Annotated in this window: 25 protein-coding genes and 1 tRNA gene; 16 read left to right on the plus strand and 10 right to left on the minus strand. The window is 64.9% G+C overall.

Features of this window, described 5'->3' with window-relative positions:
* Window positions 1-18 precede the first annotated feature (18 nt).
* Entirely contained in the window at window positions 19-960 is a 942-nt protein-coding gene (locus AABQ55_RS05960; RefSeq protein WP_272804383.1) for an ABC transporter substrate-binding protein, read from the minus strand.
* A 152-nt stretch (window positions 961-1,112) separates the two neighbouring features.
* Here AABQ55_RS05960 and AABQ55_RS05965 point away from each other — a divergent pair, with 152 nt between their 5' ends.
* The gene (locus AABQ55_RS05965; RefSeq protein WP_244767485.1) at window positions 1,113-1,715 is read left to right on the plus strand and encodes a TetR/AcrR family transcriptional regulator; all 603 of its coding nucleotides are present in this window, start codon (window positions 1,113-1,115) and stop codon (window positions 1,713-1,715) included.
* Window positions 1,716-1,781: 66 nt separating this feature from the next.
* Here the strand turns inward: AABQ55_RS05965 and AABQ55_RS05970 are convergent.
* Both AABQ55_RS05970 and AABQ55_RS05975 read right to left on the minus strand, forming a co-directional pair.
* A tRNA-Ala gene (locus tag AABQ55_RS05970) sits at window positions 1,782-1,857 on the minus strand.
* 146 nt (window positions 1,858-2,003) lie between these two features.
* On the minus strand, window positions 2,004-2,393 hold the full coding sequence (locus AABQ55_RS05975) for a TIGR02300 family protein (RefSeq protein WP_244767486.1): 390 nt from the start codon (window positions 2,391-2,393) through the stop codon (window positions 2,004-2,006).
* 261 nt (window positions 2,394-2,654) lie between these two features.
* On the opposite strand from AABQ55_RS05975, the gene aroA reads away from it, so the two are divergent.
* The 4 genes from aroA (at window position 2,655) to rpsA (ending at window position 7,310) form a co-directional block, all read left to right on the plus strand.
* On the plus strand, window positions 2,655-4,001 hold the full coding sequence (gene aroA, locus AABQ55_RS05980; protein ID WP_272807397.1) for a 3-phosphoshikimate 1-carboxyvinyltransferase: 1,347 nt from the start codon (window positions 2,655-2,657) through the stop codon (window positions 3,999-4,001).
* A gap of 37 nt (window positions 4,002-4,038) precedes the next feature.
* Entirely contained in the window at window positions 4,039-4,833 is a 795-nt protein-coding gene (locus AABQ55_RS05985) for a hypothetical protein (RefSeq protein WP_272804384.1), read from the plus strand.
* Window positions 4,830-5,462, plus strand: coding sequence for a (d)CMP kinase (gene cmk / locus AABQ55_RS05990; protein WP_272804385.1), 633 nt, complete (start codon window positions 4,830-4,832; stop codon window positions 5,460-5,462). The genes AABQ55_RS05985 and cmk overlap by 4 nt, the downstream gene beginning before the upstream one ends.
* A 141-nt stretch (window positions 5,463-5,603) precedes the next feature.
* The gene (rpsA, locus tag AABQ55_RS05995) at window positions 5,604-7,310 is read left to right on the plus strand and encodes a 30S ribosomal protein S1 (protein WP_272804386.1); all 1,707 of its coding nucleotides are present in this window, start codon (window positions 5,604-5,606) and stop codon (window positions 7,308-7,310) included.
* Between the two features lie 68 nt (window positions 7,311-7,378).
* On the opposite strand, the gene AABQ55_RS06000 is transcribed toward rpsA, so the two are convergent.
* Window positions 7,379-8,938, minus strand: a complete 1,560-nt coding sequence (locus tag AABQ55_RS06000) for a hypothetical protein (RefSeq protein ID WP_272804387.1) — start codon at window positions 8,936-8,938, stop codon at window positions 7,379-7,381.
* A 407-nt stretch (window positions 8,939-9,345) separates the two neighbouring features.
* Between AABQ55_RS06000 and AABQ55_RS06005 the strand changes: the two genes are divergently transcribed.
* Window positions 9,346-10,728, plus strand: a complete 1,383-nt coding sequence (locus AABQ55_RS06005; protein WP_272804388.1) for a nicotinate phosphoribosyltransferase — start codon at window positions 9,346-9,348, stop codon at window positions 10,726-10,728.
* Window positions 10,729-10,787: 59 nt separating this feature from the next.
* A complete protein-coding gene (locus AABQ55_RS06010) occupies window positions 10,788-11,123 on the plus strand; it encodes a DUF6665 family protein (protein WP_272804389.1) in 336 nt (111 codons plus the stop codon).
* Between the two features lie 2 nt (window positions 11,124-11,125).
* On the opposite strand, the gene AABQ55_RS06015 is transcribed toward AABQ55_RS06010, so the two are convergent.
* The 3 genes from AABQ55_RS06015 to AABQ55_RS06025 are packed head-to-tail and all read right to left on the minus strand — an operon-like array spanning window position 11,126 to window position 13,931.
* Entirely contained in the window at window positions 11,126-12,373 is a 1,248-nt protein-coding gene (locus AABQ55_RS06015; RefSeq protein ID WP_272804390.1) for a hypothetical protein, read from the minus strand.
* Between the two features lie 51 nt (window positions 12,374-12,424).
* Entirely contained in the window at window positions 12,425-13,297 is an 873-nt protein-coding gene (locus AABQ55_RS06020; protein ID WP_443021082.1) for a DUF817 domain-containing protein, read from the minus strand.
* 7 nt (window positions 13,298-13,304) lie between these two features.
* Window positions 13,305-13,931: a ribonuclease D gene (locus AABQ55_RS06025; protein ID WP_244767494.1), complete on the minus strand. Its 627-nt coding sequence runs from the start codon at window positions 13,929-13,931 to the stop codon at window positions 13,305-13,307.
* Between the two features lie 110 nt (window positions 13,932-14,041).
* Between AABQ55_RS06025 and AABQ55_RS06030 the strand changes: the two genes are divergently transcribed.
* Window positions 14,042-14,320 (plus strand): hypothetical protein, encoded by a 279-nt coding sequence (locus AABQ55_RS06030; RefSeq protein WP_272804391.1) that lies wholly within the window; start codon window positions 14,042-14,044, stop codon window positions 14,318-14,320.
* A 52-nt stretch (window positions 14,321-14,372) separates the two neighbouring features.
* On the plus strand, window positions 14,373-15,404 hold the full coding sequence (locus AABQ55_RS06035) for a hydroxyacid dehydrogenase (protein WP_272804392.1): 1,032 nt from the start codon (window positions 14,373-14,375) through the stop codon (window positions 15,402-15,404).
* A 55-nt stretch (window positions 15,405-15,459) separates the two neighbouring features.
* On the opposite strand, the gene AABQ55_RS06040 is transcribed toward AABQ55_RS06035, so the two are convergent.
* The 3 genes from AABQ55_RS06040 to AABQ55_RS06050 all read right to left on the minus strand — a co-directional run bounded on the left by AABQ55_RS06040 (window position 15,460) and on the right by AABQ55_RS06050 (window position 19,203).
* Complete coding sequence (locus AABQ55_RS06040) at window positions 15,460-15,714, minus strand: GlsB/YeaQ/YmgE family stress response membrane protein (protein ID WP_064328845.1); 255 nt, start codon at window positions 15,712-15,714, stop codon at window positions 15,460-15,462.
* Window positions 15,715-15,809: 95 nt separating this feature from the next.
* Entirely contained in the window at window positions 15,810-17,099 is a 1,290-nt protein-coding gene (rhaI, locus tag AABQ55_RS06045) for an L-rhamnose catabolism isomerase (protein WP_272804393.1), read from the minus strand.
* 10 nt (window positions 17,100-17,109) lie between these two features.
* Window positions 17,110-19,203, minus strand: a complete 2,094-nt coding sequence (locus AABQ55_RS06050) for a bifunctional rhamnulose-1-phosphate aldolase/short-chain dehydrogenase (RefSeq protein WP_272804394.1) — start codon at window positions 19,201-19,203, stop codon at window positions 17,110-17,112.
* A 200-nt stretch (window positions 19,204-19,403) separates the two neighbouring features.
* On the opposite strand from AABQ55_RS06050, the gene AABQ55_RS06055 reads away from it, so the two are divergent.
* The 7 genes from AABQ55_RS06055 (at window position 19,404) to AABQ55_RS06085 (ending at window position 26,610) form a co-directional block, all read left to right on the plus strand.
* The gene (locus AABQ55_RS06055) at window positions 19,404-20,216 is read left to right on the plus strand and encodes a DeoR/GlpR family DNA-binding transcription regulator (RefSeq protein ID WP_244767499.1); all 813 of its coding nucleotides are present in this window, start codon (window positions 19,404-19,406) and stop codon (window positions 20,214-20,216) included.
* A 30-nt stretch (window positions 20,217-20,246) separates the two neighbouring features.
* Window positions 20,247-21,236 carry a rhamnose ABC transporter substrate-binding protein gene (rhaS, locus tag AABQ55_RS06060; RefSeq protein WP_244767500.1) on the plus strand — a complete coding sequence of 330 codons (990 nt, stop codon included), beginning with the start codon at window positions 20,247-20,249 and terminating at the stop codon, window positions 21,234-21,236.
* Between the two features lie 219 nt (window positions 21,237-21,455).
* A complete protein-coding gene (locus AABQ55_RS06065; protein ID WP_272807399.1) occupies window positions 21,456-22,952 on the plus strand; it encodes a sugar ABC transporter ATP-binding protein in 1,497 nt (498 codons plus the stop codon).
* Complete coding sequence (locus AABQ55_RS06070; RefSeq protein WP_272807400.1) at window positions 22,949-23,935, plus strand: ABC transporter permease; 987 nt, start codon at window positions 22,949-22,951, stop codon at window positions 23,933-23,935. The genes AABQ55_RS06065 and AABQ55_RS06070 overlap by 4 nt, the downstream gene beginning before the upstream one ends.
* Complete coding sequence (locus AABQ55_RS06075) at window positions 23,928-24,926, plus strand: ABC transporter permease (RefSeq protein WP_272804395.1); 999 nt, start codon at window positions 23,928-23,930, stop codon at window positions 24,924-24,926. Before AABQ55_RS06070 ends, AABQ55_RS06075 begins: the two co-directional genes overlap by 8 nt.
* A gap of 3 nt (window positions 24,927-24,929) precedes the next feature.
* A complete protein-coding gene (gene rhaM / locus AABQ55_RS06080; RefSeq protein ID WP_272804396.1) occupies window positions 24,930-25,244 on the plus strand; it encodes an L-rhamnose mutarotase in 315 nt (104 codons plus the stop codon).
* Window positions 25,245-25,248: 4 nt separating this feature from the next.
* Window positions 25,249-26,610: an FGGY-family carbohydrate kinase gene (locus tag AABQ55_RS06085; protein ID WP_272804397.1), complete on the plus strand. Its 1,362-nt coding sequence runs from the start codon at window positions 25,249-25,251 to the stop codon at window positions 26,608-26,610.
* Window positions 26,611-26,689: the final 79 nt, after the last annotated feature.

Genomic DNA, 26,689 nt, shown 5'->3' on the forward strand with positions numbered 1-26,689 from the left:
CTCCGCGGATGCTGGCGCTTACTTCTTGGCTTCGTCGATCCAGGGCGACCAGCGGGCGGAATTGGCTTCGACCCAGGCACCGACGACCGCGCCGATCTCCTTCTTGTTCTGGTCGATCTCCAACATCATCTGCTGCTGGTCTTCCGCGCCGAGCTGATACTGTTTCATGAAGGCATGGGCGGCTGGCCATTTCTCGCCGAAGCCGGCGCGCACCACCTTGATGACGGGCGAGGGAAGGATGCAGCGCGCGCCGTCATTGGGATCGCAGGGCGGCATGTCGAGCCAGTTCAGCTTGACCTGCGTCAGCAGCCAGTGCGGTGCCCAGAACCGCATCAGCAGCGGCTTGTCGGCTGCGGCCGCCGCCTGCAACTCGGCGACGAGCGCGCCTTCCGAGCCGGCGGGCACGGCGGTCAGCGGCAGCTTGAAATCCTCGATTTCGTTTGCCGACGCCGTGCCCCAGTCGGCCGGATAGTCGACGAGGCGCCCGTTCGGCAGCGTCTCGGCGGTGGCGAGCCCCGCCGCGCAGGACGGCTCCAGCAGGGCCTTCCAGTCCGGCAAGCCGGGGCAGATCGCAAGCGTCGCATCCGTATAGGCCCAGCCGTCGCGGGCATTGAGGCCGAGGTCACCGATGGGCTCGACCTGCTTGGCCTCCAGCATTTTCGGATAGATGTCGCCGAGATTGTTGGTCCACAGCTCGGGTGTCATGTCGATCGAACCGTCCTGCATGCCGATCCATTGCGGAAAGCTGCCGGCGGTGACGTATTGCACCTTGTAGCCGAGCTTCTCCAGCAGCTGGCCGGCGACATGCGCGGTGATGTTCTGGCCCGTCCATTCGTTGAGCGCGATGCGGATCGGGGCCTCGGCATCGCCGAGCGGGGCAGCCGTGCTGGCCGCAGGACCCAGGACAAGAGATGCAAAACCCGCGGCCGCCGCCAGCAGGATGGATCGAGCTTCGAGCACGTCATTTCTCCCTTTGATGTCTCACTCCGGGGCGGACCATATTTCAAACCGTCCAGCCGGTCTATAAAAAAATCCGTCCAGCCGGTCGGAATTTTTCCCTTATGGGCTTTTCCTGCCCGGGCTTTTTGTTATGTCTCGTGTAGAGGGTGCGGATGATGGAGCGTGAGCAGGCGATGAAGGACGGAAAACCGGCACGAAAGACCCGCAAGACCGGGGACGAGATCAGGGCCGCGATCGTCAACGCCGCGACCCGCATCGTGATGGAACGGGGCGTCACCCGCATGACGCTGGCCGACGTCGCCACCGCGGCGGGGATCAGCAAGGGCGGCCTGCTGCATTATTTTTCTTCGAAGGATGCGCTGATCCGCGCCATGATCACCGCCGGCCTCGATTCCTTCGAGGAGAAGACCATGGCGATGGTGGCGGCCGATCCCGCGCCGGGCTCCTATCTGCGGGCCTATATCACGACGAGCTTTCCCGCCGAGGGCGCCGACGATATCGCTGCCGCCATGATCGCCGGGATCGCGACCGATCGCGACCTTCTGGCCGACTATGCCGTGGAGAACACGAAGTGGGCCGACCGCCTGAAGGATGATGGCCTCGACTACTTTTATGCCGAAGTGATCCGCCTCGCCGTGGACGGCCTCTATTTCAACGAGGCCATCGGCCTGCCCCAGTTCGCGCCGGAAGACCGGAAGACGTTCCTGCGCCGGCTCATGGACATGACCCGCCACGGTACCGGTTCTGCGGAATAAGCGTTCGCCCGCGCTTCAAGCAGGTAGGCGTCGCTCAAAATGATATAAAAAAATACCGGTGGTGTTTGGTGGAGCTAAGCGGGATCGAACCGCTGACCTCTTGCATGCCATGCAAGCGCTCTCCCAGCTGAGCTATAGCCCCATAACGGGTCCGGCGAAGCCGGTTTCCGGGAACCGAAGCGGCGTTGCCGTTCGGTGTGGCGGCTTATTACTTCCGGTCTCCGGAGATGGCAAGCCGAAAAATGAAATCCGGCCGATTTTTTTGAAACCGGCCGGAAAATCAAAATCTTAAGCTTCGTCTTCGTCGCCGGTCACGCCGATGAGACCGGTCATGTCCTCATCGTCGTCGTCTTCGTCCTGCTCGAGGAACGTGTCGTCCTCGTCGCCGTCGATCTCAACGTCGTCGTCGCCGAGATCCGGCAGGTCGTCGCCGCCTGCTGCATCCTCGTCGGCGTCCTCGAGCGAAACGAGCTCGACTTCCGTGTTCTCCGTATCGACTTCGTTGACGTCCTCGTCCTCATCCTTTTCGAGGACAGCCGCCGCCGACGTTTCCTCGAAGAAGGAGAGCGGATAGGACTTGCCCGTGTAGGGGGAAACGATCGGGTCGCGGTTCAGGTCGTAGAATTTCCTGCCGGTTTCCGGATCGATGCGTTTGGTTCCGAGTTCCGCTTTTGCCACAGTCAAAGCCTTCTCTGTGCCGTATGTTTCCGGCGGGGCCGGGGGAGGCCGGCGCGTTGAACGGTAAAATGATTAGCCGGTCCCCATAATCGTCTTGGGCAATCCTGTCAAAGCCTAACTTGGGGCAGGCGCCGTGCAGACCTCATGATGATAGTTTCTCAGACGGGATGATGACGCTTTAAATCGTTTGTGGTAGCAAGCCCGCGTTCTCCCCGGGTGATCCCCTCCGGGGAGCCGTGGATGTATATAAGGAAGACGACCATGTCGCATGGCGCCAGTGCACGGCCCGCAACCGCCCGCAAATCCTCCGGCCTGTCCGGGACCGTCCGCATCCCCGGCGACAAGTCGATTTCCCACCGCTCCTTCATGTTCGGCGGCCTTGCCAGCGGCGAGACGCGCATCACGGGCCTGCTCGAAGGCGAGGACGTGATCAATACGGGCAAGGCCATGCAGGCCATGGGCGCGAAGATCCGCAAGGACGGCGACACCTGGATCATCAATGGCCTCGGCAACGGCGCGCTGCTCGCGCCCGAAGCGCCGCTCGATTTCGGCAATGCCGGCACCGGCTGCCGCCTCACCATGGGCCTCGTCGGCGTCTATGATTTCGATTCGACGTTCATCGGCGACGCCTCGCTCACCAAGCGCCCGATGGGCCGCGTCCTCAATCCGCTGCGCGAAATGGGCGTGCAGGTGACGTCCGCCGATGGCGACCGCCTGCCGGTCACGCTGCGCGGGCCGAAGACGCCGACGCCGATCACCTATCGCGTGCCGATGGCCTCCGCGCAGGTGAAGTCCGCTGTGCTGCTCGCCGGCCTCAACACGCCCGGCATCACCACCGTCATAGAGCCGGTCATGACACGTGACCATACCGAAAAGATGCTGCAGGGTTTCGGTGCCAACCTTACCGTCGAGACGGATGCGGACGGCGTGCGCACGATCCGCCTCGAAGGCCAGGGAAAGCTCACCGGCCAGGTGATCGACGTGCCGGGCGACCCGTCCTCGACGGCCTTCCCGCTGGTCGCGGCGCTGCTCGTGCCGGATTCGGATGTGACGATCCTCAACGTGCTGATGAACCCGACCCGCACGGGCCTCATCCTGACGCTGCAGGAAATGGGCGCCAATATCGAGGTGCTGAACCCGCGCCTTGCCGGCGGCGAGGACGTGGCGGATCTTCGCGTGCGCTCCTCGGTGCTGAAGGGCGTCACGGTGCCGGAAGACCGCGCGCCGTCGATGATCGACGAATATCCGGTTCTCGCCGTCGCGGCGGCCTTCGCGGAGGGCACGACCGTCATGAACGGCCTGGAAGAGCTGCGCGTCAAGGAAAGCGACCGCCTCTCGGCCGTCGCGGTCGGCCTGAAGCTCAACGGCGTCGATTGCGACGAGGGCGAAGCATCGCTCGTCGTGCGCGGCCGCCCGGACGGCAAGGGCCTCGGCAATGCCTCTGGCGCCGCCGTCGCCACCCATCTCGACCACCGCATCGCCATGAGCTTCCTCGTCATGGGCCTCGTCTCGGAAAACCCGGTCACGGTGGACGACGCGACGATGATCGCCACGAGCTTTCCGGAGTTCATGAACCTCATGACCGGATTGGGTGCGCATATCGAATAAAGGGGCTTCGGGCTTGAGAAGAACAGGCGCGAGGGCATTGCGCATCGCGCTTGTCTTTTCTCTTTTGACCGCGCTCACGCAGATTGGCGGAGTGTCATACCTCGCCGGGCGCTGGCTGGCCCATCGGGGCGAGATCACCCGGCGCTCGACCCGTCTTGCGGTTTTCCTGCTGTTGTATGCTTCGGCTACGATCGCGGCGTCGTTTACAGCACCGCTTTTCGGGCGTGTGCCGTTGTCCTGTTTTGGCGACGGCAGTTTGCAGATTCAGTCTCCGCTTTATTGCGCCCTGAATCGGAACTTCGTCACCACGGAAGCCAAACGCGCTGCAGAAGCGCTCTCGGTGGCCATAGACCTGGAATTCCCCGGGACTATCACGCTTGTTCTCGATGCCAATTTTCCGTTCCTGGACGGCTTCCCGCTTCTGCCCCATCTATCACACGACGACGGACGGAAGCTCGACATCGCGTTTTACTATCGCGACGAGAAGGGGACGCCGCTGAACAGGGCCGTACGCTCACCAATCGGCTACTTCGCTTTCGAAGAGCCTGCGCCCGGCACACAGTTGCCCTGCGCCGAACGTGACGATCTCTTGACACTTCGGTGGAACATGGGGTTTCTGCAAGGGTTTTTTCCTGCGTGGATGCTGGACGAAGCGAGAACGGGTGCAGCCTTGCGCTGGCTTGCCTTGGAGGGACCGGAATTCGGTGTGGAACGGATTTTCATTGAGCCGCATCTGGCCCAGCGCCTCGGTGTTGTCCATCCGAACGTGCGGTTCCAGGGATGCCGGGCTGCACGCCATGACGATCACATCCATTTTCAGGTGACGGAATGACTTTCACAATCGCCATCGATGGCCCCGCGGCTGCGGGCAAGGGAACGCTGTCGCGCCGCATTGCGGAGGATTATGGCTTTCATCATCTCGATACGGGCCTGACCTACCGGGCGACGGCGAAGGCGCTCATTGACCGTGGCCTGCCGCTTGATGACGAGGCCGTCGCGGCCGAGGTGGCGCGCACGCTCGATCTTGGCGGGCTCGACCGCGCGGTGCTGTCCGCCCATGATATCGGGGAGGCGGCCTCGAAGATCGCCGTCATGCCGTCCGTGCGCCGCGCGCTGGTCGAGGCGCAGCGCGGCTTTGCGGCGCGCGAGCCGGGCACGGTGCTCGATGGGCGCGATATCGGCACGGTCGTCTGCCCGGATGCGGCGGTAAAGCTCTATGTGACGGCCTCGCCGGAGGTGCGCGCCAGGCGGCGTTACGACGAAATCGTCGGCAATGGCGGCGTGGCCGATTTCGAGACGGTCCTCGACGACATTCGCCGGCGCGACGAGCGCGACATGGGCCGGGCGGACAGCCCGCTGAAACCGGCCGACGATGCGCACTTGCTTGATACCTCGGAAATGGGTATAGAGGCGGCGTTTTCGGCGGCCAAGTCGATCATCGACGCCGCATTGAAGCACTAGCTTTTCCATCCGGAATTGCGCCAGCATAGAACAAGGCCTGTCCCCGCGCCGGATTTGCTGCCCAAGAGCAGCGGACACAGCCTCGTTCCTCATCAACGCTAACCCCCGGCGCCCGTGCCTTTTGGCACACCAGGAGTTTCAATGTCTCAAGCAAACCCCACGCGCGAAGATTTCGCAGCCCTTCTGCAGGAATCCTTCGCCGCTAACGATCTCGCCGAAGGCTATGTCGCCAAGGGCATCGTTACCGCGATCGAAAAGGACGTCGCCATCGTCGACGTCGGCCTCAAGGTTGAAGGCCGCGTCCCGCTGAAGGAATTCGGCGCGAAGTCGAAGGACGGCACGCTGAAGGTCGGCGACGAAGTCGAAGTCTATGTCGAGCGTATCGAGAACGCGCTCGGCGAAGCTGTCCTTTCGCGCGAAAAGGCTCGCCGCGAAGAGAGCTGGGCCAAGCTCGAAGTCAAGTTCGAAGCCGGCGAGCGCGTCGAAGGCGTCATCTTCAACCAGGTCAAGGGTGGTTTCACCGTCGATCTCGACGGCGCCGTCGCCTTCCTGCCGCGTTCGCAGGTCGACATCCGTCCGATCCGCGACGTCACCCCGCTCATGCACAACCCGCAGCCCTTCGAAATCCTCAAGATGGACAAGCGTCGCGGCAACATCGTCGTCTCGCGCCGCACGGTCCTCGAAGAGTCGCGCGCCGAGCAGCGTTCTGAAATCGTCCAGAACCTCGAAGAAGGCCAGGTTGTCGACGGCGTCGTCAAGAACATCACCGATTACGGTGCGTTCGTCGACCTCGGCGGCATCGACGGCCTGCTGCACGTCACCGACATGGCCTGGCGCCGCGTCAACCATCCGTCGGAGATCCTGTCCATCGGCCAGCAGGTCAAGGTCCAGATCATCCGCATCAACCAGGAAACCCACCGCATCTCGCTCGGCATGAAGCAGCTCGAGTCCGATCCGTGGGATGGCATCGGCACCAAGTACCCGACCGGCAAGAAGATCTCCGGTACGGTCACGAACATCACCGACTACGGTGCGTTCGTCGAGCTGGAGCCGGGCATCGAGGGCCTGATCCACATCTCCGAAATGTCCTGGACGAAGAAGAACGTTCACCCCGGCAAGATCCTGTCCACCAGCCAGGAAGTCGACGTGGTCGTCCTCGAAGTCGACCCGACGAAGCGCCGCATCTCGCTGGGTCTCAAGCAGACCCTCGAGAACCCGTGGCAGGCCTTCGCGCACAGCCACCCGGCCGGCACGGAAGTCGAAGGCGAAGTCAAGAACAAGACCGAATTCGGCCTGTTCATCGGCCTCGACGGCGACGTGGACGGCATGGTGCACCTGTCCGACCTCGACTGGAACCGTCCGGGCGAGCAGGTCATCGAGGAATACAACAAGGGCGACGTCGTCAAGGCTGTCGTTCTGGATGTGGACGTCGACAAGGAGCGCATCTCGCTCGGCATCAAGCAGCTCGGCCGTGATTCGGTCGGCGAAGCTGCGGCTTCCGGCGACCTGCGCAAGAACGCCGTCGTTTCGGCCGAAGTCATCGCGATCAACGATGGCGGCATCGAAGTGAAGCTCGTCAACCACGAGGACATCACGTCGTTCATCCGCCGCGGCGATCTGTCGCGCGACCGCGACGAACAGCGTCCGGAGCGTTTCTCGGTCGGCCAGACCGTCGACGCCCGCGTCCTGAACTTCTCGAAGAAGGATCGCAAGATCCAGCTTTCGATCAAGGCGCTGGAAATCGCCGAAGAGAAGGAAGCCGTCGCACAGTTCGGTTCGTCCGACTCGGGCGCCTCGCTCGGCGACATCCTCGGCGCGGCTCTGAAGAACCGCAACAACGCTGAATAAGCGTTCGCTTATCTCGACATGAAGGACCCGCGGAGAGCGATCTCCGCGGGTTTTTCTTTGGGGTCCGGTCAGGTCCAGTAGTCGCCGAGCTTCTGGTAGAAGACCAGGCCGGGTTCGATGACGCCGACCATGTCGGCAATCTTTTCGCGGCGTTTTGCCATGTCGTCCGCCTCGGGCTCCTCGCCGGAGGCTTCGAAGGCGGTGTCCTCGCTCGCCTCGTTGCCGGCTTCCGCGTCGTCGCCATGCTCCTCGTTCGCGGTCTCGTCTTCCTCGCCGCTTTCGCGGCCCTCGGACCAGTCGAGGTCTTCTTCGGCCGGCAGATAGGGCACGAAGGCGAGCGGTATGCCCTCGCGCAGGATGGCTACCGCAAGCAGCCTTTCCGGCGTCGCATCCGCAAGGGCCGCCTGGAGCGCCTCGCGGGCCTGCAGCGTCGGTGTCGGCAGCGGCAGCGGCTCGTCCGCCTCGGCGTGCGCCTCCTGCAGGGCGGGCGTCGCCTGTGCCGTCACGGTGCGGACCTTGCCGCTCTCCGGTGCCATCTCGGCCTGTTCGCTGCCCTCGGTCGCGAAGAGGGCGAGTTCTGCCTCGCTCATCGGCTCGATCGGGCGCTCCAGCAGGGAACGGATGAAATTTGCCTCTTCCAGCGACAGGTTTTCCAGAAGCTGGGCGACGGCCGGCATTAGCAGGGCCGGCGCCATGTCGCGGGTGACGGCCTGCAGCACGCTGCGGGCAAGTGCCTGTCCTGCCGCATTGGCGACCTGGGTCCTGGCCGGCATGTCGTCCCGCCTCACGACCGGCGTTGTGGTTTCGGTCTTCTCGCCGCCTCCATCGTGGCGGATCGCCGGTTCCGCGATCTCGACCGGCAGCGGATTGTCGGCCCTGGTCGTGGGCGTCGATACGGGCTGCCCGCTGCGCTGCGCGGCGTTTTCCCCGGCCGGTAGCCGGTTGGGCGTGGCAAGCTCCGGCCGGTTGACGGTCGTTTCCAGCGTCCGCGTGGTTGCCGGGCGCGATTTGCCGCCGCCGTCGAAATCGAAGATGCGCTTCAGCATCGTCTGCAGGGCACGAACATCGCCGAGAAGCTGCGCCGGCTGGCCTGCCTGCTGCGGATTGTGGCGGCCGACCGCGGCAAGCTGCTGGGCATTCAGCCCGAGCGGCCGTGGCTTGTCTTCCGCGCGCAGGGTGGCGGGCGTATCGGCCTTGAGGCTTGCGGAAAGAAAGGCGGCGAGTTTGCGCGCCTGCGGCCCGTTCGGATGACGCACCACCTCGACGAGGCTGCGCGTCGGCATGGAGGAGAGGACCGTGCCGATCAGCTTTTCGACACTCGGGCGAAGCTCCGGCGGCAGCCTGGCAAGAAGGTCGGCGAGCTTGCGGCCGCCGCCGCCCTCGCGGCCGGGCAGGGTCTTCAGCACGGCGAGCAACGTTTCCATCAGGTCGCGGCCCGGATTGGTCTCCCCGGCGCGCGGCATGTGCTTCAGCATGGTCTCGATGAGGCGCAGCAGTACCTCGGCCCTCAGGTTTGCAAGGGCGGCGGGGGAAAGCTGCGGCCTGGCGGCGGCCTCGACCGATGCGCCCGCCGGAACGGCGAGGGAAGGCTGCATGGTATCGGTCGTCATTGCCAAACGCGGCAGCATGCCTGCCTCCTGTTCTCCCTGCCGATGCCGTCCGCATCACAAGGCCTGCCAATGGTCCATCGGTCGTCGGATGGCGCATCATGCGCGACGCTGCGAGCTGGTGAGCTTTCAGCCCGGGCGAACCGGGCAGGTACGAGGGAGGCGGCGGGCAACCCGGCAGGCACGGAGCCACTCGATTGTGCCGGACGGGCGAACCCGGAACTCCGAACAACTTTCCATAGGTTACAATTGACATTTTATGGTTAACGAATTGCTAATGCGGCGGCCGGCGCTTCGCATATGCAGCATTGCCGCCTCGAATTGTCCCGCGCGGCGGCTCTTGCCCCTTATGCTCGGCTCGCGTAAATCTTCGCGGCACTGTTGCGCCGCCGCTCGTTCGCCGGCCGCGGATGCGGCGGAGACCCTCGATGAACCTCACCAACCTCATCCTCAACACCGACAGCTACAAGTTCAGCCACTACCTGCAATACCCTCCGGAAACCCGCGCCATCTCCTCCTATGTCGAGGCGCGCGGCCATTCCGAGCAGGCGGAAGTGCTGTTCTTCGGCCTCCAGATGTTCCTCAAGGAATACCTGTCGAAACCGGTGACGATGGCGGACGTGGACGAGGCCGAGGGGATCGTCACGGCGCATGGCCTGCCGTTCAACCGCGCGGGCTGGACGCATATCGTCGCGAAACACGGCGGTTTCCTGCCGCTGCTCATCGAGGCGCTGCCGGAGGGCACGCTGGTGCGCCGCGGCGTGCCGGTCGCGCAGGTGGTGAACACCGATCCCGAATGCTACTGGCTGACCTCCTATGTCGAGACGGCGCTGCTGCGCGCCATCTGGTATCCGAGCACCGTCGCCTCCAATTCGCGCAAGGTGAGAGAGATCATCCGGCCGATCCTGGAAAAGACCTGCGAGGACCCGGCCGCCGTGCTCCCCTTCCGCCTGCACGATTTTGGCGCGCGTGGCACGACGAGTTTCGAGCAGGCGGGCATCGGCGGGGCGGCGCATCTCGTCAACTTCATGGGCACGGATACGGTAAGCGGCGTGCTGTTCGCGCGCCGTTATTACGGTGCCGAGATGGCCGGCTTCTCCATCCCCGCCTCCGAGCATTCGACCATGACGTCGTGGGGCCAGGAGCGCGAGGCGGAGGCCTATGGCAACATGATCGACCGGTTCGGCGAGAAGGGCCTCTATGCGGTCGTGTCCGACAGCTACGACATCAACAATGCCGTCACGGAGATCTGGGGCAAGCAGTTGAAGGACCGGGTGAAGGCCGCCGGCGGCACGCTCGTCGTGCGGCCAGACAGCGGCGATCCGGTGGAAACGCCGGTTCAGGTCGTGCGCCAGCTCGCCTATGCCTTCGGCACGCATCTCAACGCCAAGGGCTACAAGGTGCTGGACAACAGCGTGCGCGTCATCCAGGGCGACGGCATCTCGCCCGCCGATATCGGCCTCATCCTCGGCCGGCTGGAAGCCTTCGGCTTCTCGGCGGAAAACATCGCCTTCGGCATGGGGGCAGGGCTCCTGCAGAAGGTCAACCGCGACATCTATTCCTTCGCCATGAAGGCCAATGCCAGGCAGGACACCGACGGCACCTGGCACGACGTCTACAAGCGTCCTGCGACGATGAACCTCAAGGCCTCCAAGGCCGGGCGCCAGGCCGTAGTGATGGGCGTCGGCGGGCTTGAGGCCGCGCGCATCGACCAGCTCGCCGGCCGCGAGAACCTTCTGCAGCCCGTCTGGCGCGACGGCAGGCTCCTTGTCGACTGGACCTTCGACGCCGTGCGCGCCCGCGCCGCCTAAGGGCCTTGCGGCAGGGCTCCCGGAGCGCCATCTTTGAGTCCGATGACTGGAGACGAAAGATGACGGTTCGCCCGCCGCAGGCGCTCGCCCCCTCCTTCAGCAAGGACACGGGGCTGAATATCCTCGAATACGAACTGATGTCGGAGCGGGCGGACGCGCTCGGCCGGCACGGGCTGAAGGTGGAGAAGGCGCTGGAACTGCTGGCCGGGCGCCTTGCTGCGGGTTGCGGCGAGGCGGAGCGGGAAGACCTTCTCAACGACGCGGCCGACAAGGTCTGGGCCTTCTTCATCCAGCGGGAAATATGCGGCCTGCGCAGCCAGAAGGACGCGATCCGCCGCTACGCCATTCCGCCGGAGGTCATCGCCCGGCTCGGCATCGTGCGGCGCAAGGCCTGAAACTACAGGGCGACGATCTGGCGCGTGATGAGATCGTAGATGCCGTTGTCGTCGACGCGCAGTGCGAAGATTTCCTTGCGCGCCGCTTCGCGCTCTTCCTGTTCCTGCACGCCGGCTGCGTCGAGCTTGCGAACGGCCTCGCCCGTCGTTTCCGCCGGGATATCCTCGCCGTCGCCGGCTTTTTCCGTCTTGGCGGGGACCTTGTCGGCAAGCTGGGTCGTCTCGGCACCGGCGGCGAGCAGCTGGATCGTGTCGAGCGCGGCGGCCGGATCGTCCCGCCGCTTGTCCTCTCGCACGCCCTTGGCCACATCGGCATGGGCGCGGCCCACCGCGTCCTGGAGGTCCTGCACGTCCTCCAGCTTCTCGCCGGCTTCCAGCGAGCGGATCGTCTCCTCGCGTTCCTTGCGCGTTTCCGCATCCTCGATGCGGGTCGGGTCGCGCCGGGTCCGGTCGAGCTTCAGCTCCTCGATGGTCTTCGGGTTCGCCGCGTCCTCCAGGCGCGCGAGCACCTTGCGCATTTCGGGCGTCAGCGCCTTCTCGTCCTCGGCCTTCTGCGCAAGCGCATCCTTCACCCGCCCGGCTTCCGTGCCATAGGGATTGCGGATCGCCGCGATGAGATCGGTCGCCTTGAGGCCGAGATCGGTGAGGCCGGATTTCTTCTCGAGCGTCGCCACGTCTTCCGGCAGTTCGCCGCGGAGGCGCGTCAGCATGCCGGAAAGGCGCTGCTCGAAATCGGCATCCGCCTCGCCCTCGCCCTGCGTCACGCCGGCGGTCAGCGCAAGGCGGGCGACGAGATTGGCCGCTGCATCGTCCGACGGGCCCGCCATGGCCTGCCTGACGGCAGTGAGCGTGGTGCCGAGGCCGCGGAGCGTGACGTCGAGCGTGCTGCCCTTGGCGGGAAGCGAGACCTGGTCGACGAGCGCCAGCCGGTCGGCAAGGCGCTGGGCAAAGGCACGGGCGCCCTCGCCATCCTGCTGGGTGATACCGAGCGTGTCGCTGAAGCGGGATATCAGCTTGGCGAGCGTTTCCCCGCCGCGGGCATTGCTGCCGAAGAAATGTTCGTTGATGCGGGCATTGGCCTGCCGCGCCGTGTCGTCGGAGCGCAGCGGTGCCTGTTTCTGCGCGTCGTCCTTCGGCCGTCCGCTGGCCTTCTCGGCCTCCTCGCGGCGGCGCTCCTCGAGCGTTTCGACGATCGACTGCATCGCCGAGACGGCGGCGGTGGACTGCGCGCTCTGCAGGGGTGTCAACATGGCAACCTCCGGTCTCGCCGGAAGAATAGGTCGGAGTGGATTAACCGTGCGTTAAGCCTGCGCCCGCGGGTTTTCAGGGGGATCGGGCGGCTGCGGCCGGCAGACGATCGTCACGAGCACGAAGCTGACATAGAGCAGGAGATACCACGAGCCGAGCTTGGTGAGGGGCACCATGTGCCAGGTCGTCTGGCCCGGATAGAGCCACACGCCCGTCGCCGTGCCGATGTTCTCGGCGATCCAGAGGAAGATGGAGGTGAGGAAGGCGGCGACGACGAGCGGCATCCAGCGCGGCTTCTCCTCCACCGTGTAATAGATGCGCACGCGCCAAAAGAGGAGCACCGTCGCGGCGAAGAGCACCAGGCGGATATCGACGAAAAAGTGGTGCAGGTAGAAGTTGGCGTAGATGGCGATCGCCAGCACCGCCGTCGTCCAGAAGGGCGGATAATGGGTGAAGCGCATATCGAAGATGCGGATGGCGCGCGCCATGTAGCTGCCGACCGAGGCATACATGAAGCCGGAAAAAAGCGGTACGCCGCCGATGCGGATCACGGCCTCCTCCGGATAGACCCAGGAGCCCATATGGACCTTGAAGATCTCCATGGCCGTGCCGACGAGGTGATAGATGAGGATGACCTTCGCTTCCTCGAAGGTCTCCATCTTCAGCTTGAGGAACGTCACCTGGATGGCGAGCGCCATCAGGAACAGCGCGTCATACCGGTGGATCGGCCAGCCCGGCTGCCAGACGAGTTTCGTGGCGATGATCAGCCCCAGCATGAGCCCGCCGAAGAGGCAGGCCCAGGCCTGCTTCAGCCCGAACAGGATGAACTCGGCAAGGCCGGGCGGGAGCGTTTCGAGCCGGCCGCGGATCAGCCGGCGCAGCGGCTCCAGCGTCGGCCCGGTCTGGTGCTGCCATCCGTTCTGCACGGCGGGCTCAGCTGTGGGCGAAGATGTCGGTCTCTTCCCAGCCGAGCAGATCGAGCTTGGCGCGGGTCGGCAGGAAGGCGAAGCAGGCTTCCGCATGCGCCAGCCGGCCGTCGCGCACGAGGCGCGCCATCAATTTGTCGCGCAGGGCATGGAGATGCAGCACGTCGGAGGCGGCATATTCGAGCTGCGCGGGCGACAGCGTCTCGGCCGCCCAGTCGGAGGACTGCTGCTGCTTGGAAATGTCGACTTCGAGCATTTCCTTCAGATTGTCCTTCAGGCCGTGCCGGTCCGTATAGGTGCGCGTCAGGCGCGAGGCGATCTTGGTGCAGAAGACCGGCGCCGTGGTGACGCCGAAGGTGTGGAACAGCACGGCGATGTCGAAGCGGCCGTAGTGGAAGATCTTCTGGCGGGCCGGATCTTCCAGCATGGCGGTGAGGTTCGGCGCTTCCTTCTGGCCGGCGGCGATGCGGATGACGTCCGCCGTGCCGTCACCGGGCGAAAGCTGCACGACGCACAGCCGGTCGCGGCGCGGGATGAGTCCCAGCGTTTCGGTGTCGATGGCGATCGCGCCGGTATAGCGGGCGGCATCCGCCGCCGAGATGTCACCTTCGTGATACCGGATTGCACTTGCCATGAAAAACCCCATCTAAGCTGTCTCTGTGTCCGCAGGCCTATAGCGCATGTTTCCGGCCTGCGGTACTTCTTTATGGATTGCGAAGGACCGGCCTGCGGCCGAAAGACGATATGACGAAACGATTGATCCTTGCCGCCCTCACCGCGCTGCTCTTCGCCCCTGTTGCCGGCGCACAGGTGTTTCATGACCTGCCCGGCGTCGTGACGACCGAGGAGCACGAAGCCGAGGACCAGGTCTTCTGCGAGCCGCAATACATTCCCGCGCCGGAAAACAGCACGAAGCGCCACTGGGGCCGCACCGTCTATAATTGTACGCGCGGCGGCGTCACGTCGAGCGGCAGCTACCTGCCGCTGTCGCGCGAGCGGAGCCTGCGCGGCTACGACTGGTAGCTGCCCTTTCATTCCCGGCCGGTCCGGCCGGAGCCATTCATCCGGAGGAGCCATGACCGACGAAAGCCTGCCGCTGGTGATCAGCGCGCCCGAACCGCGCACGCTGGACCTCATCTTCACCCCCGCGGCGGAAGCCGAGCTGCGCCGAACCTATCGCATCGTCGAGGCCGATCCGGAAGTCATTGCCGGGCTCGGCGACGCGGTGCTTGCAGAAGCGCGCTACATCATCGGCCAGCCGCCGCTCTCCGCCGAAACGCTGGCGCGCATGCCGAACCTGCGCGCGATCCTCAATGTCGAGAGCAACCTCCTCAACAACATGCCCTATGAGGTCCTGTTCGAACGCGGAATCCATGTCGTGACGACCGGCCAGGTCTTTGCCGAGCCGGTGGCCGAACTCGGCCTCGCCATGGCGCTGAACCTTGCCCGCGGCGTGATCGATGCCGATGTCGCCTTCCGCGAAGGCATGGAATTGTGGGGCGGGGAGGGCAACCGGTCCGCGCGCCTCCTCTCCGGTTCCGAGGTCGGCATCGTCGGCTTCGGCGATCTCGGCCGGGCACTGAACCGCGTCCTCTCGGGCTTCCGCGCGAAAATCCGCGTCTTCGACCCCTGGCTGCCGCCATCGATGCTGCGTGAAGCAGGTGTCGAGCCGGCCTCGCTCTCCGAGGTGCTGGCCATGAGCGACTTCGTCTTCGTCGTCGCCTCGGTGACGAGCGAGAACAGGGGGTTCCTCGGGGCCGAGGCCTTCGCCTCCATGCGCAAGGGCGCGGCCTTCATCCTGCTCAGCCGGGCGGACGTCGTCGATTTCCCGGCGCTGATGGCTGCGGTCGCTTCCGGCCATATCGTCGCGGCGAGCGATGTCTATCCGGAGGAGCCGCTGCCGGCAGACCATCCGGTGCGCGGGCTGAAGGGCTTCATCCGCTCGGCCCACCGTGCCGGCGCGCTGGACAGCGCCTTCAAGAAGATGGGCGACATGGTGCTGGAGGACATGGCGCTGATGGATCGCGGCCTGCCGCCGATGCGCTGCAAGCGGGCCGAGCGCGAGACGGTCTCGCGCATGCGCTCGAAACCGGTGAGCGTCAACTGAAACGAAAGGCCGTGGCGAGGGATCGCCACGGCCTTTCGGTTTTCGGAAAGCGCGTTCAGGCGCGCTTGATGACCTTGATGAGCACGAGCAGGATCACCGCGCCGATCGTGGAATGGATGATCGCGGCGATGATGCCGCTGCCGAGGCTGATGCCGATGGCCGGAAAGAGGAAACCGGCGATGAAGGCGCCGACGATGCCGACGACGATATTGCCGATCAGGCCGAAGCCGAAGCCCGAAACGATCAGGCCGGCCAGCCAGCCCGCAATGGCGCCGACGATGAGGAAAACGAGAATGCTTTCAATGCCCATACGATGCTCCCTTAGACAGTCTTGTTCTGTCCCTGTCCAATCTGGCAGCCGTTTGCCGGAAAGCAAGAGGGTCTGAGAACTTCTCTTCGGCGGCGTCAGACGATGCCGCCGCCTCCGCTCGCCACCGCCGGCCGTTCCCCCGCCACCTTTGCCCGGTAGCCCGCCGCGCGGTAGGTCGCGACCGGATCGATCGCCCCGCCCGTCTCCAGCCGCGCCATGGCGAGGATCGGCTCGACATCCGTGCGGAAGCCGGCCTTCAGCGTCTCGGATGCCATCAGCGCGTCATTCGTCTCCTGGTAGCCGGCAAGCGCCGCGCGGTCGACGATCAGCCCCTGCGCATAGGCCCGGCACACCTCCATGGCGCTGCGCATCAGGCTCTCGATCGGATCGGTGACATTGTGGCTCTGGTCGAGCATATGCGCCGGCGCAAAACCTTCGGCCTTGCGCATCTCCGCATCCACCAGTTCGTTGAAGACGAGGAAGAGCCGGTAGGGATCGATCGAGCCGGTATCGAGGTCGTCGTCGCCATATTTCGAATCGTTGAAATGGAAGCCGCCGAGTTTCCTGAACTGGATGAGCCGGGCGACGATCATCTCGATATTGACGTTCGGCGCATGGTGGCCGAGATCGACGAGGCACCAGGCTTTCGGGCCGAGTTCCTGCGCGATCAGGTAGTTGGTGCCCCAGTCCTGCACGACGGTGGAATAGAAGGCCGGCTCGTACATCTTGTGCTCGGTGAAGAGTCGCCAGTCCTCGGGCAACGCCTTGTAGATGGCCTTCATCGCGTCGAGATACCGCTCGAAGCTCTTGGTGAAATTCGCCTGCCCCGGAAAATTCGTGCCGTCGCCGATCCACACCGTCAGCGCCTTGGAGCCGAGCGCATTGCCGATGGCGATGCATTCGAGATTGTGCTCGACAGCCTGCTGGCGCGTTGCGGCATTCGCATGGGAGAGCGAGCCGTATTTGTAGGAATGTTCCTGCTGCGGCGCATCGGAGAAGGTGTTGGAATTCATCGCGTCGAAGCCGAGGCCGAGCGCGTTGCCCCTTTCCTTCAGTTCCTTCAGGTCCGTCACTTTGTCCCAGGGAATATGCAGGGAAACGGTCGGCGTGGCGCGCGTCAGCTCCTGGATGACCGCGCAGTCCTCCAGCTTGTCGAAGATGTTGCGCGGCTCGCCCTCGCCGGGAAAGCGGGCAAAGCGCGTGCCGCCGGTGCCGACGCCCCAGGAGGGCACGGCCACCGCATAGGCCGCGACCTTCCGCTTCACCGCATCGATATCGACGCCGCGGCGGGAAAGCTGCGCGCCGAGATGGTCGTAGTCGCTTTTGAGGTCGGCGAGACGTTTCTGGTTCTCGCGCGCGACCAAGTCTTCGGAAATCATCGTCATCGGGATTTCCTCAGCGCGTGAAGGACTGGGCATTGCCCGCGTCGACATTGATGATGTTGCCGGTCGATTTCGCCGACATGTCGGAGGCGAGGAAGTAGATGGCTTCCGCGATATCCTCCGGGAAGACGGACAGCTTCAGCATGGAGCGCTCGCGGTAATGCGCCTCCAGATCGTCCGTCTTGTAGGTCGCGGCGCGCTGCTCCTTCCATTCGCCGGTCCAGATCTTCGAGCCGCGCAGCACGGCGTCCGGGTTCACCACGTTGACGCGGATCTGTTCCGAGGCGCCCTCTAGCGCCAGGCACCGGGCGAGATGGATTTCGGCGGCCTTCGCCGTGCAATAGGCCGAAGCGCCGGGGGAGGCGGCAAGGCCGTTCTTGGAGGCGACGAAGACCACGTTCCCGCCCGCCTTCTGCTTGCGGAAGATGCGGAAGGCTTCGCGCGAGACGAGGAAATAGCCGGTCGCGAGAATGCCGATATTCTTGTTCCACAGGTCCAGCGTCGTCTCCTCGATCACAGCCGAGGAGGCGAGGCCGGCATTGGAGACGAGGATGTCGAGGCCGCCGAATTCCACCAGCGTATCGGCAAAGCTCCTCGCCACCAGCGGCTCGTCGGTGACGTTCATGGAGACGGAGCGCACGACATCCCTGCCGTAGCGGCCGGCGAGCTCGTTTTCCGCCGCGGCGAGCGCCGCCTCGTCGATGTCGGCGAGCACCACGCAGGCGCCCTCCGCCATCAGCCGGTCCGCCGTTGCCTTGCCGATGCCGCCGGCCCCGCCCGTGACGAGCGCGATGCGGCCCGCGAGGCTCTTGGGCTTCGGCATGCGCTGGAGCTTCGCCTCCTCCAGCAGCCAGTATTCGATGTCGAAGGCTTCCTGCTCCGGCAGGCCGACATAGTCGGAGACGCCGGAGGCGCCGCGCATGACGTTGATGGCGTTGACATAGAATTCGCCCGAAATACGCGCCGTCGCCTTGTCCTTGGCGAAGGTGATCATGCCGACGCCGGGCACGAGATAGACGACCGCGTTCGGATCGCGCATGGCCGGGCTGTTGTCCCGCTTGCAGCGCTCGTAATAGACCGCGTAGTCGGCGCGGTAGGCGGTGATGGCGTCGGAAAGGCCGGCCAGCGTCTTTTCGATATCCGGCGCGGCCGGATCGAAATCGACGACCAGCGGCCGGATCTTCGTGCGCAGGAAATGGTCCGGGCAACTCGTGCCGAGCGCGGCAAGCGGCGCAAGGTTCTTCGAGGTCACGAAATCGAGCACCGCTTCCCCGTCGTCGAAATGGCCGATCTTCTTCTCATCCCGGCCGATCATGCCGCGGATGACCGGCATCAGCTTTTCCGCGATGGCCCGGCGTTCATTGGCGGAAAGCACCGGCTTCACCGCGCCGCCGAAGGCAGGTGCGGTATTGTTCTCTTCGAACCAGGCAATCGCCTTGTTGATGATCTCGATCGTCGTCTCGTAGCATTCCCTGGCCGTATCGCCCCAGGTGAAGAGGCCATGGCTTTCCAGCACCACGCCGCGCGCGCCGGGATTTTCCAGGCAGAACTTTTCCAGCCACAGGCCAAGTTCATAGCCCGGCCGCTTCCAGGGCAGCCAGCCGATGTCGTCGCCGAAAATCCTCTGCGTCAGCTCCCGGGAGTTCTTCGCCGCGGCGATGGCGATGATCGCGTCGGGGTGCATGTGGTCGACATGCTTCTTCGGCACATAGGCGTGCAGCGGCGTATCGATGGAGGCGGCGCGCGGGTTGAGGTTGAAGGTGCAGTGCGGCAAGTAGCCCACCATCTCGTCCTCATGCGCGATGCCGCGGTAAAGCCCCTTCAGCGCATTGAGCTTGTCCATGTAGAGCGTGGCGAATCCATCCATCCTGATGGTGCCGACATCGCCGCCCGACCCCTTGACCCAGAGCACCTCGACCTCGCCCGCGCCGAGCGGGTCCGTCTCCATCACCTTCGCGGACGTGTTGCCGCCGCCGTAATTGGTGATGCGCTTGTCGGAACCGAGCAGGTTGGAGCGATAGAGCAGCCGCTCGGATTCGCGCATGGTCGACGCCTTGGCGTCGTCCCACAGGTTGGCAAGGCGTGCGCCCCGGTTCGTCTCCAGCATCGGCATTTCCTCCCGGTGTTTCTCGTGCGCATGGCTATCGCCGCGCTTGAAGGCATGCTTTCAGATCACATGAGAGCATCGCCGATGTCAATCATAAACGATCAAAAACAATCATATTGCGCCGCACAATGAAAAAATATGATTGATCGTGATTGACATTGCGCGTTCCTGATGGAAGCATTGCCAGCACTGGAGGAGCCATGCACGAGAAGGAAAGACATCGGATCATTCTGTCCGCGGTTCAGGAAAAGCCGGTCGTCACCGTGCCCGAGCTGGTGGACCTGACCGACAGTTCGGAAGCGACGATCCGGCGCGACATCGCGGCGCTGCATGTGCAGAAGAAGCTGCGCCGGGTGCGCGGCGGGGCGGAGGCACTGCATCCGCCGCAATTCGTGGGCCTCGCCGGCCGGCCCTTCACGGTCAACGAAACCCTCAACACCCGCCAGAAGCAGGCGATCGCCAAGGAGGCGGTCGCGCTCTGCGAGGATGGCGACCCGATCATCATCAACGGCGGTACCACCACGTTCCAGATGGTGCACTTCCTGACCAACCGCCGCATGCAGGTCTTCACCAACTCGTTCAACATCGCCGAGCACCTGCTGAAGCACTCGAAGAACACGATCATGCTCTCCGGCGGCACGATCTACCGTGAGCAAAACATCGTGCTCAGCCCCTTCGACAATGACGTGACGCGCAATTTCTATGCGCGCCGCATGTTCATGGGCGCGCAGGGCCTCGGGCCGCTCGGCCTGATGGAGGCCGATCCGCTGCTGATCCAGGCCGAGCAGAAGCTGATCGACCAGGCGGACGAACTCGTCGTGCTGGTCGATTCCACGAAATTCAAGAAGCGCTCCAGCCTCATCCTGTGCGGGCTGAAGCGCATCGCCACCATCATCACGGATTCGGGCATCGAGGACAGGGACGCCGCGATGCTGGAGGAGGCCGGCGTCAACCTGATCGTCGCGAACGTTCAGGCGGACGCCAAGACTGGGAATGCACCCTCATCGGCGTGAGGCCGATGGATTTCACTGGGAGGAGACGTCGTGAAAATCCTGAAGACATTGCTTGTGACGGCGGCCGTTTCGGTCGCGCTGATCGCCAACACCGCGCAGGCGGAAACCAAGAAGATCGCCCTCGTCGTCAAGGCGCTCGGCATCGGCTTCTTCGAGGCCGCCAACAAGGGCGCGCAGGAGGCCGCCAAGGAACTCGGCGACGTCGAGGTCATCTATACCGGCCCGACGACGACGACCGCCGAAGGCCAGATCGAGGTGATCAACTCGCTGATCGCCCAGAAGGTCGATGCCATCGCCGTCTCGGCGAACGACACCAATGCACTGGTGCCGGCCCTGAAGAAGGCGATGGACCGCGGCATCAAGGTGATCTCGTGGGATTCGGGCGTCGCGCCCGAGGGCCGTTCGATGCATCTCAACCCGTCGTCGAACCCGCTGATCGGCAACATGATCATCAAGCTCGCCGCCGATAACCTGCCCGAAGGCGGGGACGTCGCCGTGCTCTCGGCGACCGCCACCTCGACGAACCAGAACACCTGGATCGCGGAGATGAACAAGGTGCTGCCCAACTACAAGGGCATCAACGTGGTCGCTACCGTCTATGGCGACGACCTTGCCGACAAGTCCTATCGCGAGACGCAGGGCCTCATCCAGTCGCATCCGAACCTGAAGGCGATCATCGCGCCGACCTCCGTCGGCATCGTCGCCGCCGCGCAGGCCGTCACCGATGCCGGCAAGATCGGCCAGATCAATGTGACGGGCCTCGGCCTTCCCTCGGAGATGGCCGGCCATGTGAAGTCGGGCGCGTCCAAATCCTTCGCGATCTGGAACCCGATCGATCTTGGCTATTCGGCGACGATGATCGCCTATGACCTGATCGGCGGTGCGGAAGCCAAGCCCGGCGCGGAGCTGAAGATGGGCCGCATGGGCACGGTCAAGCTCGACGACAACAATGAGGGCGCGATGGCCGACCCGTTCGTCTACGATGCCTCGAACGTCGAGGAATTCGCCAAGATCTTCTGATCTGGCGTTGCTGAGCGGAACGAAGCCCCTCATCCGGCCCGCCGGCCACCTTCTCCCCGCAAGCGGGGAGAAGGAAACGTGCTGCGGCGCCTCTATCCCCTCTCCCCGCTTGCGGGGAGAGGGCCAGGGTGAGGGGCAGCTCCGCCCGCATTGCCCGCTATCGAGCATGAAACCCAACCGGTGGACGACGACTTGCTGCAGGACACGACCACATCGCGGATGAAGCCCGCCATCGCACTCGAAGGGATCTCGAAAACCTTCCCCGGCGTGCGCGCGCTCAGCGAGGTTTCGCTCGCGCTCTATCCGGGCTCTGTGACGGCGCTGGTCGGCGAGAACGGGGCCGGCAAGTCGACGCTGGTGAAGATCCTCACCGGCATCTACCAGCCGGACGAGGGCAGCATCCGCGTCGACGGTGCGGAGACCCATTTCCCCACCGCCAACGCGGCGGCGAAAGCCGGCGTCACCGCGATCCATCAGGAAACCGTGCTCTTCGACGAACTGTCCGTTGCCGAGAACATCTTTCTCGGCCACGCCCCGCGCACCCGTCTCGGCCTCATCGACTGGCGACGAATGAACGCCGACGCCCGAGCGCTGCTCGCCCGCGTCGGGGCCGATCTCGACCCGTCGATCCGCCTGCGCGACCTCGGCATCGCCAGCAAGCACCTCGTCGCCATCGCCCGCGCCCTTTCCATCGACGCCCGCGTCGTCATCATGGACGAGCCGACGGCGGCTTTGTCGCACAAGGAAATCCACGAGCTTTACGAGCTGGTCGACCGGCTGAAGGCGGACGGCAAGGCGATCCTCTTCATCTCCCACAAGTTCGACGAGATTTTCCGCATCGCCGACCGCTACACCGTCTTCCGCGACGGGCGCATGGTAGGCGAGGGGCTGATTTCTGAGACGACGCAGGACGATCTCGTGCGCCTCATGGTCGGCCGCGATGTCGGCCAGGTTTTCCCGAAGCAGGATGTCGCCATCGGCGAGCCTGTTCTCACCGTCTCCGGCTATCGCCACCCGACGGAATTCGAGGACATCCATTTCGAGCTACGCCGCGGCGAGATTCTCGGCTTCTACGGCCTCGTCGGCGCGGGGCGCTCGGAATTCATGCAATCGCTGATCGGCATCACGAAACCATCGGCCGGCGCGATAAAGCTGCATGGCGAGATCAAGGTCATCCGCTCGCCGGCCGAGGCGATTACGGCCGGCATCGTCTATGTGCCGGAGGAGCGCGGTAGGCAGGGCGCGATCATCGGCCTGCCGATCTTCCAGAACGTCACGCTGCCCTCGCTCTCGCGCACCTCGCGCGCCGGTTTCCTGCGCATGGCGGAGGAATTCGCGCTTGCGCGGGACTATACGTCGCGCCTCGATCTGCGCGCCGCCTCGCTCGACCAGGATGTCGGCACGCTTTCGGGCGGTAACCAGCAGAAGGTGGTGATCGCCAAGTGGCTGGCCACACGGCCGAAGGTCATCATCCTCGACGAGCCGACCAAGGGTATCGACATCGGCTCCAAGGCCGCGGTGCACGCCTTCATGAGCGAGCTTGCCGCCTCGGGCCTCAGCGTCATCATGGTGTCTTCGGAAATCCCCGAGATCATGGGCATGGCCGATCGGGTCATCGTCATGCGCGAAGGCCGCATCGCCGGCCGTTTCGAGCGGGCGGAGCTGACGGCGGAAAAGCTGGTGCGCGCCGCCGCCGGCATCGAGGAGGCTGCCTGATGAAGGTCCTGCTGAAGAACCGCGAAATGCTGCTGGTCGTGGCGATCGCCCTGCTGGTGGCACTGATCGCCCTGCGCTTCCCGCCTTTCGTGACGCCGCGCAACCTCGCCAATGTCTATAATGACACGTCGATCCTGATCATCCTGGCGCTCGGCCAGATGGCCGTCATCCTGACGCGCTGCATCGACCTCTCCATGGCCGCGAACCTCGCGCTTTCCGGCATGGTCGCGGCTATGCTGAACGCCGCCATGCCCGGCCTGCCGATCCCGCTGATCATCCTCGTCGCGATGACGCTCGGAGCCGTGCTCGGCTCGATCAACGGCCTCCTCGTCTGGAAGCTCGACATCCCGCCGATCGTCGTCACGCTCGGCACGCTCACTATCTATCGCGGCCTGATCTTCCTTCTCTCCGGCGGCGCGTGGATCAATGCGCACCAGATGAGCGATGCTTTCAAGGCGCTGCCGCGCACCGCGTTCCTCGGCTTCCCGCTGCTCTCCTGGCTGTCGCTGGTCATCATCGCACTGATGGTGGTGGTGATGCGCCTGACGCCGCCCGGCCGCGCCTTCTTCGCTGTCGGCGGCAATCCGCACGCCGCCGTCTATACGGGCATCGATGTCGGCCGCACGCGTTTCCTCGCCTATTGCCTGTCCGGCACGCTCGCCGGCCTTTCCGGCTATCTCTGGGTCTCGCGCTATGCGGTCGCCTATGTCGATATCGCGGCCGGCTTCGAGCTCGACATCATCGCGGCCTGCGTCATCGGCGGCGTGTCGATCGCCGGCGGCATCGGCTCGGTCGGCGGGGCAGTGCTCGGCGCGCTGTTCCTGGGCGTCATCAAGAATGCGCTGCCGGTCGTCAACATCTCGCCCTTCGCCCAGATGGCGATTTCCGGCACGGTCATCATCATCGCCGTCGCCGTGAATGCCAGAGCCGAAAAGCGCAAGGGCCGGGTGATCCTCAGGAAAGCGGAGGCGGCCCATGGCTGAGACCCAGATGGTTGCGCGCCATATTCCCGACCGGCTGGAAGGGCGCGGCGCGCGCTTGGTGAAGAGCTGGGAGACGCTGCTCGTCGCCGTGGCGCTGGCGATCTTCCTCGTCAATTCCTTCGCCTCGCCCTATTTCCTCGATCCGTGGAACCTGTCCGACGCCACCTTCAATTTCACCGAAAAGGCGATGATCGCCTTCGCCATGGCGCTGGTCATCATCTCCGGCGAGATCGACCTTTCCGTCGCCTCGGTCATCGCGCTCACCTCCACGGTGATGGGCTATGCGGTGCAACTCGGCCTCGATACGCCAGCGCTTGTGGCGATCGGCCTTGCGACGGGCCTTCTCTGCGGCGCCTTCAACGGCCTGCTCGTCACCGGCCTCGGCCTGCCGTCCATCGTCGTCACCATCGGCACGATGAGCCTTTTCCGCGGCCTCTCCTTCGTCATCCTCGGCGACCAGGCGTTTACCGGCTATCCGGCCAGTTTCTCCTGGTTCGGGCAGGGCTATGTCTGGTGGGTGTTCTCCTTTGAATTCTGCCTGTTCCTGGCGTTGGCCATCATCTACGGCGTCGTCCTCCACAAGACGAATTTCGGCCGCGCCGTCTATGCCATCGGCAACAACCAGACCGCCGCGCTCTTCTCCGGTGTCCGCGTCGGCCGGGTGAAGTTCGTGCTCTTCCTCCTGACCGGCCTGATGGCGGCGGTCGCCTCGATCTGCCTCACCGCACGCCTCGGCTCGACACGCCCCTCCATCGCGCTCGGCTGGGAGCTGGAGGTGGTGACGATGGTCGTGCTCGGCGGCGTCAACATCCTCGGCGGCTCGGGCACCATCCCCGGCGTGGTGCTCGCCGCGCTCATCATGGGCATGGTCACCTTCGGCTTCGGCCTCCTGAACGTGCCTGGCATCGTCATGTCGATCTTCATCGGCCTGCTCTTGATCTGCGTCATCGCCCTGCCGATCCTCTACCGGCGCTTCCGCGGGAGCCGTTGAGCCATGGAGAAATACGCCTTCCGCATGCGGCTGAACCCCGGCATGGCGGCCGAATACGAGGCGCGGCACGATGCGATCTGGCCGGAACTCTCGGCGCTTCTGAGGGAGGCCGGCGTCTCGGACTATTCCATCCACCTCGACGAGGAGACGAACCTGCTCTTCGGCGTGCTCCGGCGGCGGGAGGACCACACGATGGCGGACCTGCCGAACCATCCCGTCATGCAGCGCTGGTGGGCCCATATGGCCGATATCATGGAGACGAAGCCGGACAACGAGCCCGTTGCCGTGCCGCTCCTCACCGTCTTCCATATGGAATGAGCCGATGAAAACCATCGCCGTCATCGATATCGGCAAGACGAACGCCAAGGTCGTGCTCGTCGATGGCGGGGATTTTCGCGAGGTCGCCGCCCGCACCATGCCGAACGGCGTGGCGAACGCCGCGCCCTATCCGCATTTCGACACGGAGAAACTCTGGTCCTTCATTCTGGAAAGCCTCGCCGCGCTCAGCCGGGAGCGCCCGGTCGACGCCATCTCCGTCACCACGCACGGGGCCACGGCTGCCCTGGTCGGCGAAGACGGCGATCTCGTCCTGCCGGTGCTCGACTATGAGCATGACGGCCCGCAGGCGCTGGCGGAGGCGTACGGGACCATCCGGCCGCGTTTCGAAGGCAGCGGCACGCCCGTCCTGCCCGTCGGGCTCAATGCGGGCCTGCAAGTCTACTGGCAGTCGAAGACGTTTCCGGATGCGTTCGGCAAGGTTCGCTGGCTGCTGATGTACGCGCAATACTGGTCCTTCCGCCTCACCGGCGTCGCCGCCAGCGAGGTGACGTCGCTCGGCTGTCATGCCGATCTCTGGGAACCGCGCAACGGCCGCTTCTCCAGCCTGGTCGAAAAAGAGGGCTGGACGAGGCTGATGCCTCCGGTGCGCAAGGCCGGCGACGTGCTCGGCCCGGTCCGGCCGGACATCGCGGCGGCGACGGGCCTGCGGCCGGATGTGCCGGTCCATTGCGGCATTCACGATTCCAACGCGTCGCTGCTCCCCTATGTGTTGACGCGCGCCGCGCCCTATGCCGTCGTGTCTACCGGCACCTGGGTCGTGGTGATGGCGATGGGCGCACGGCCCATCCTGCTGGACGAGGCACGGGACACGCTGGTCAACGTCAACGCGCTCGGCGAGCCGGTGCCGTCTGCACGCTTCATGGGCGGCCGTGCCTTTTCCACGCTCGGCGGCCGGTCCGGCGACCTGCCGGCCTCTGCCGTCGGGGAAGTGTTTCGGCGCGGCGCCATGCTGTTGCCGTCGCTGCCGCAGGAGTCCGGTCCGTTCCCCGGCCGCAGGGCGACCTGGACCGTGCCGCGCGAGGAACTGAGCGAAGAGGCGGCGCAGGCCGTCATCGCCTTCCACCTCGCCCTGATGACGGCGACCTGCCTCGACCTGATCGGCGCGGACGGACCCGTCATCGTCGAGGGCCCGTTCGCCGCCAACCGGGCCTTCCTGATGATGCTTAAGGTCGCGACGGGACGTGCGGTGCTCGCCGGCGGCAGCGCGACCGGCACGAGCATCGGCGCCGCCTGCCTTGCTGCCGGAAGGGCACCGGAGCCGGCGCTGGTTTCGGTGGACGGCGACCTTCCCGAGGGCGCGGCGGATTACGCGGCGCGCTGGCGAAGGCTTGCGGCCGATGGCTGAAGGTCGCTCAGAACACCCGGGCCTTGGCCGGGGTGCGCTCCGCATCGATGTCGAGAAGTAGGTAGATGGCGGCGAGCGT

The sequence above is a fragment of the Shinella sp. WSD5-1 genome (assembly GCF_963942435.1).
GTDB classification, from domain to species: Bacteria; Pseudomonadota; Alphaproteobacteria; order Rhizobiales; family Rhizobiaceae; genus Shinella; species Shinella yambaruensis.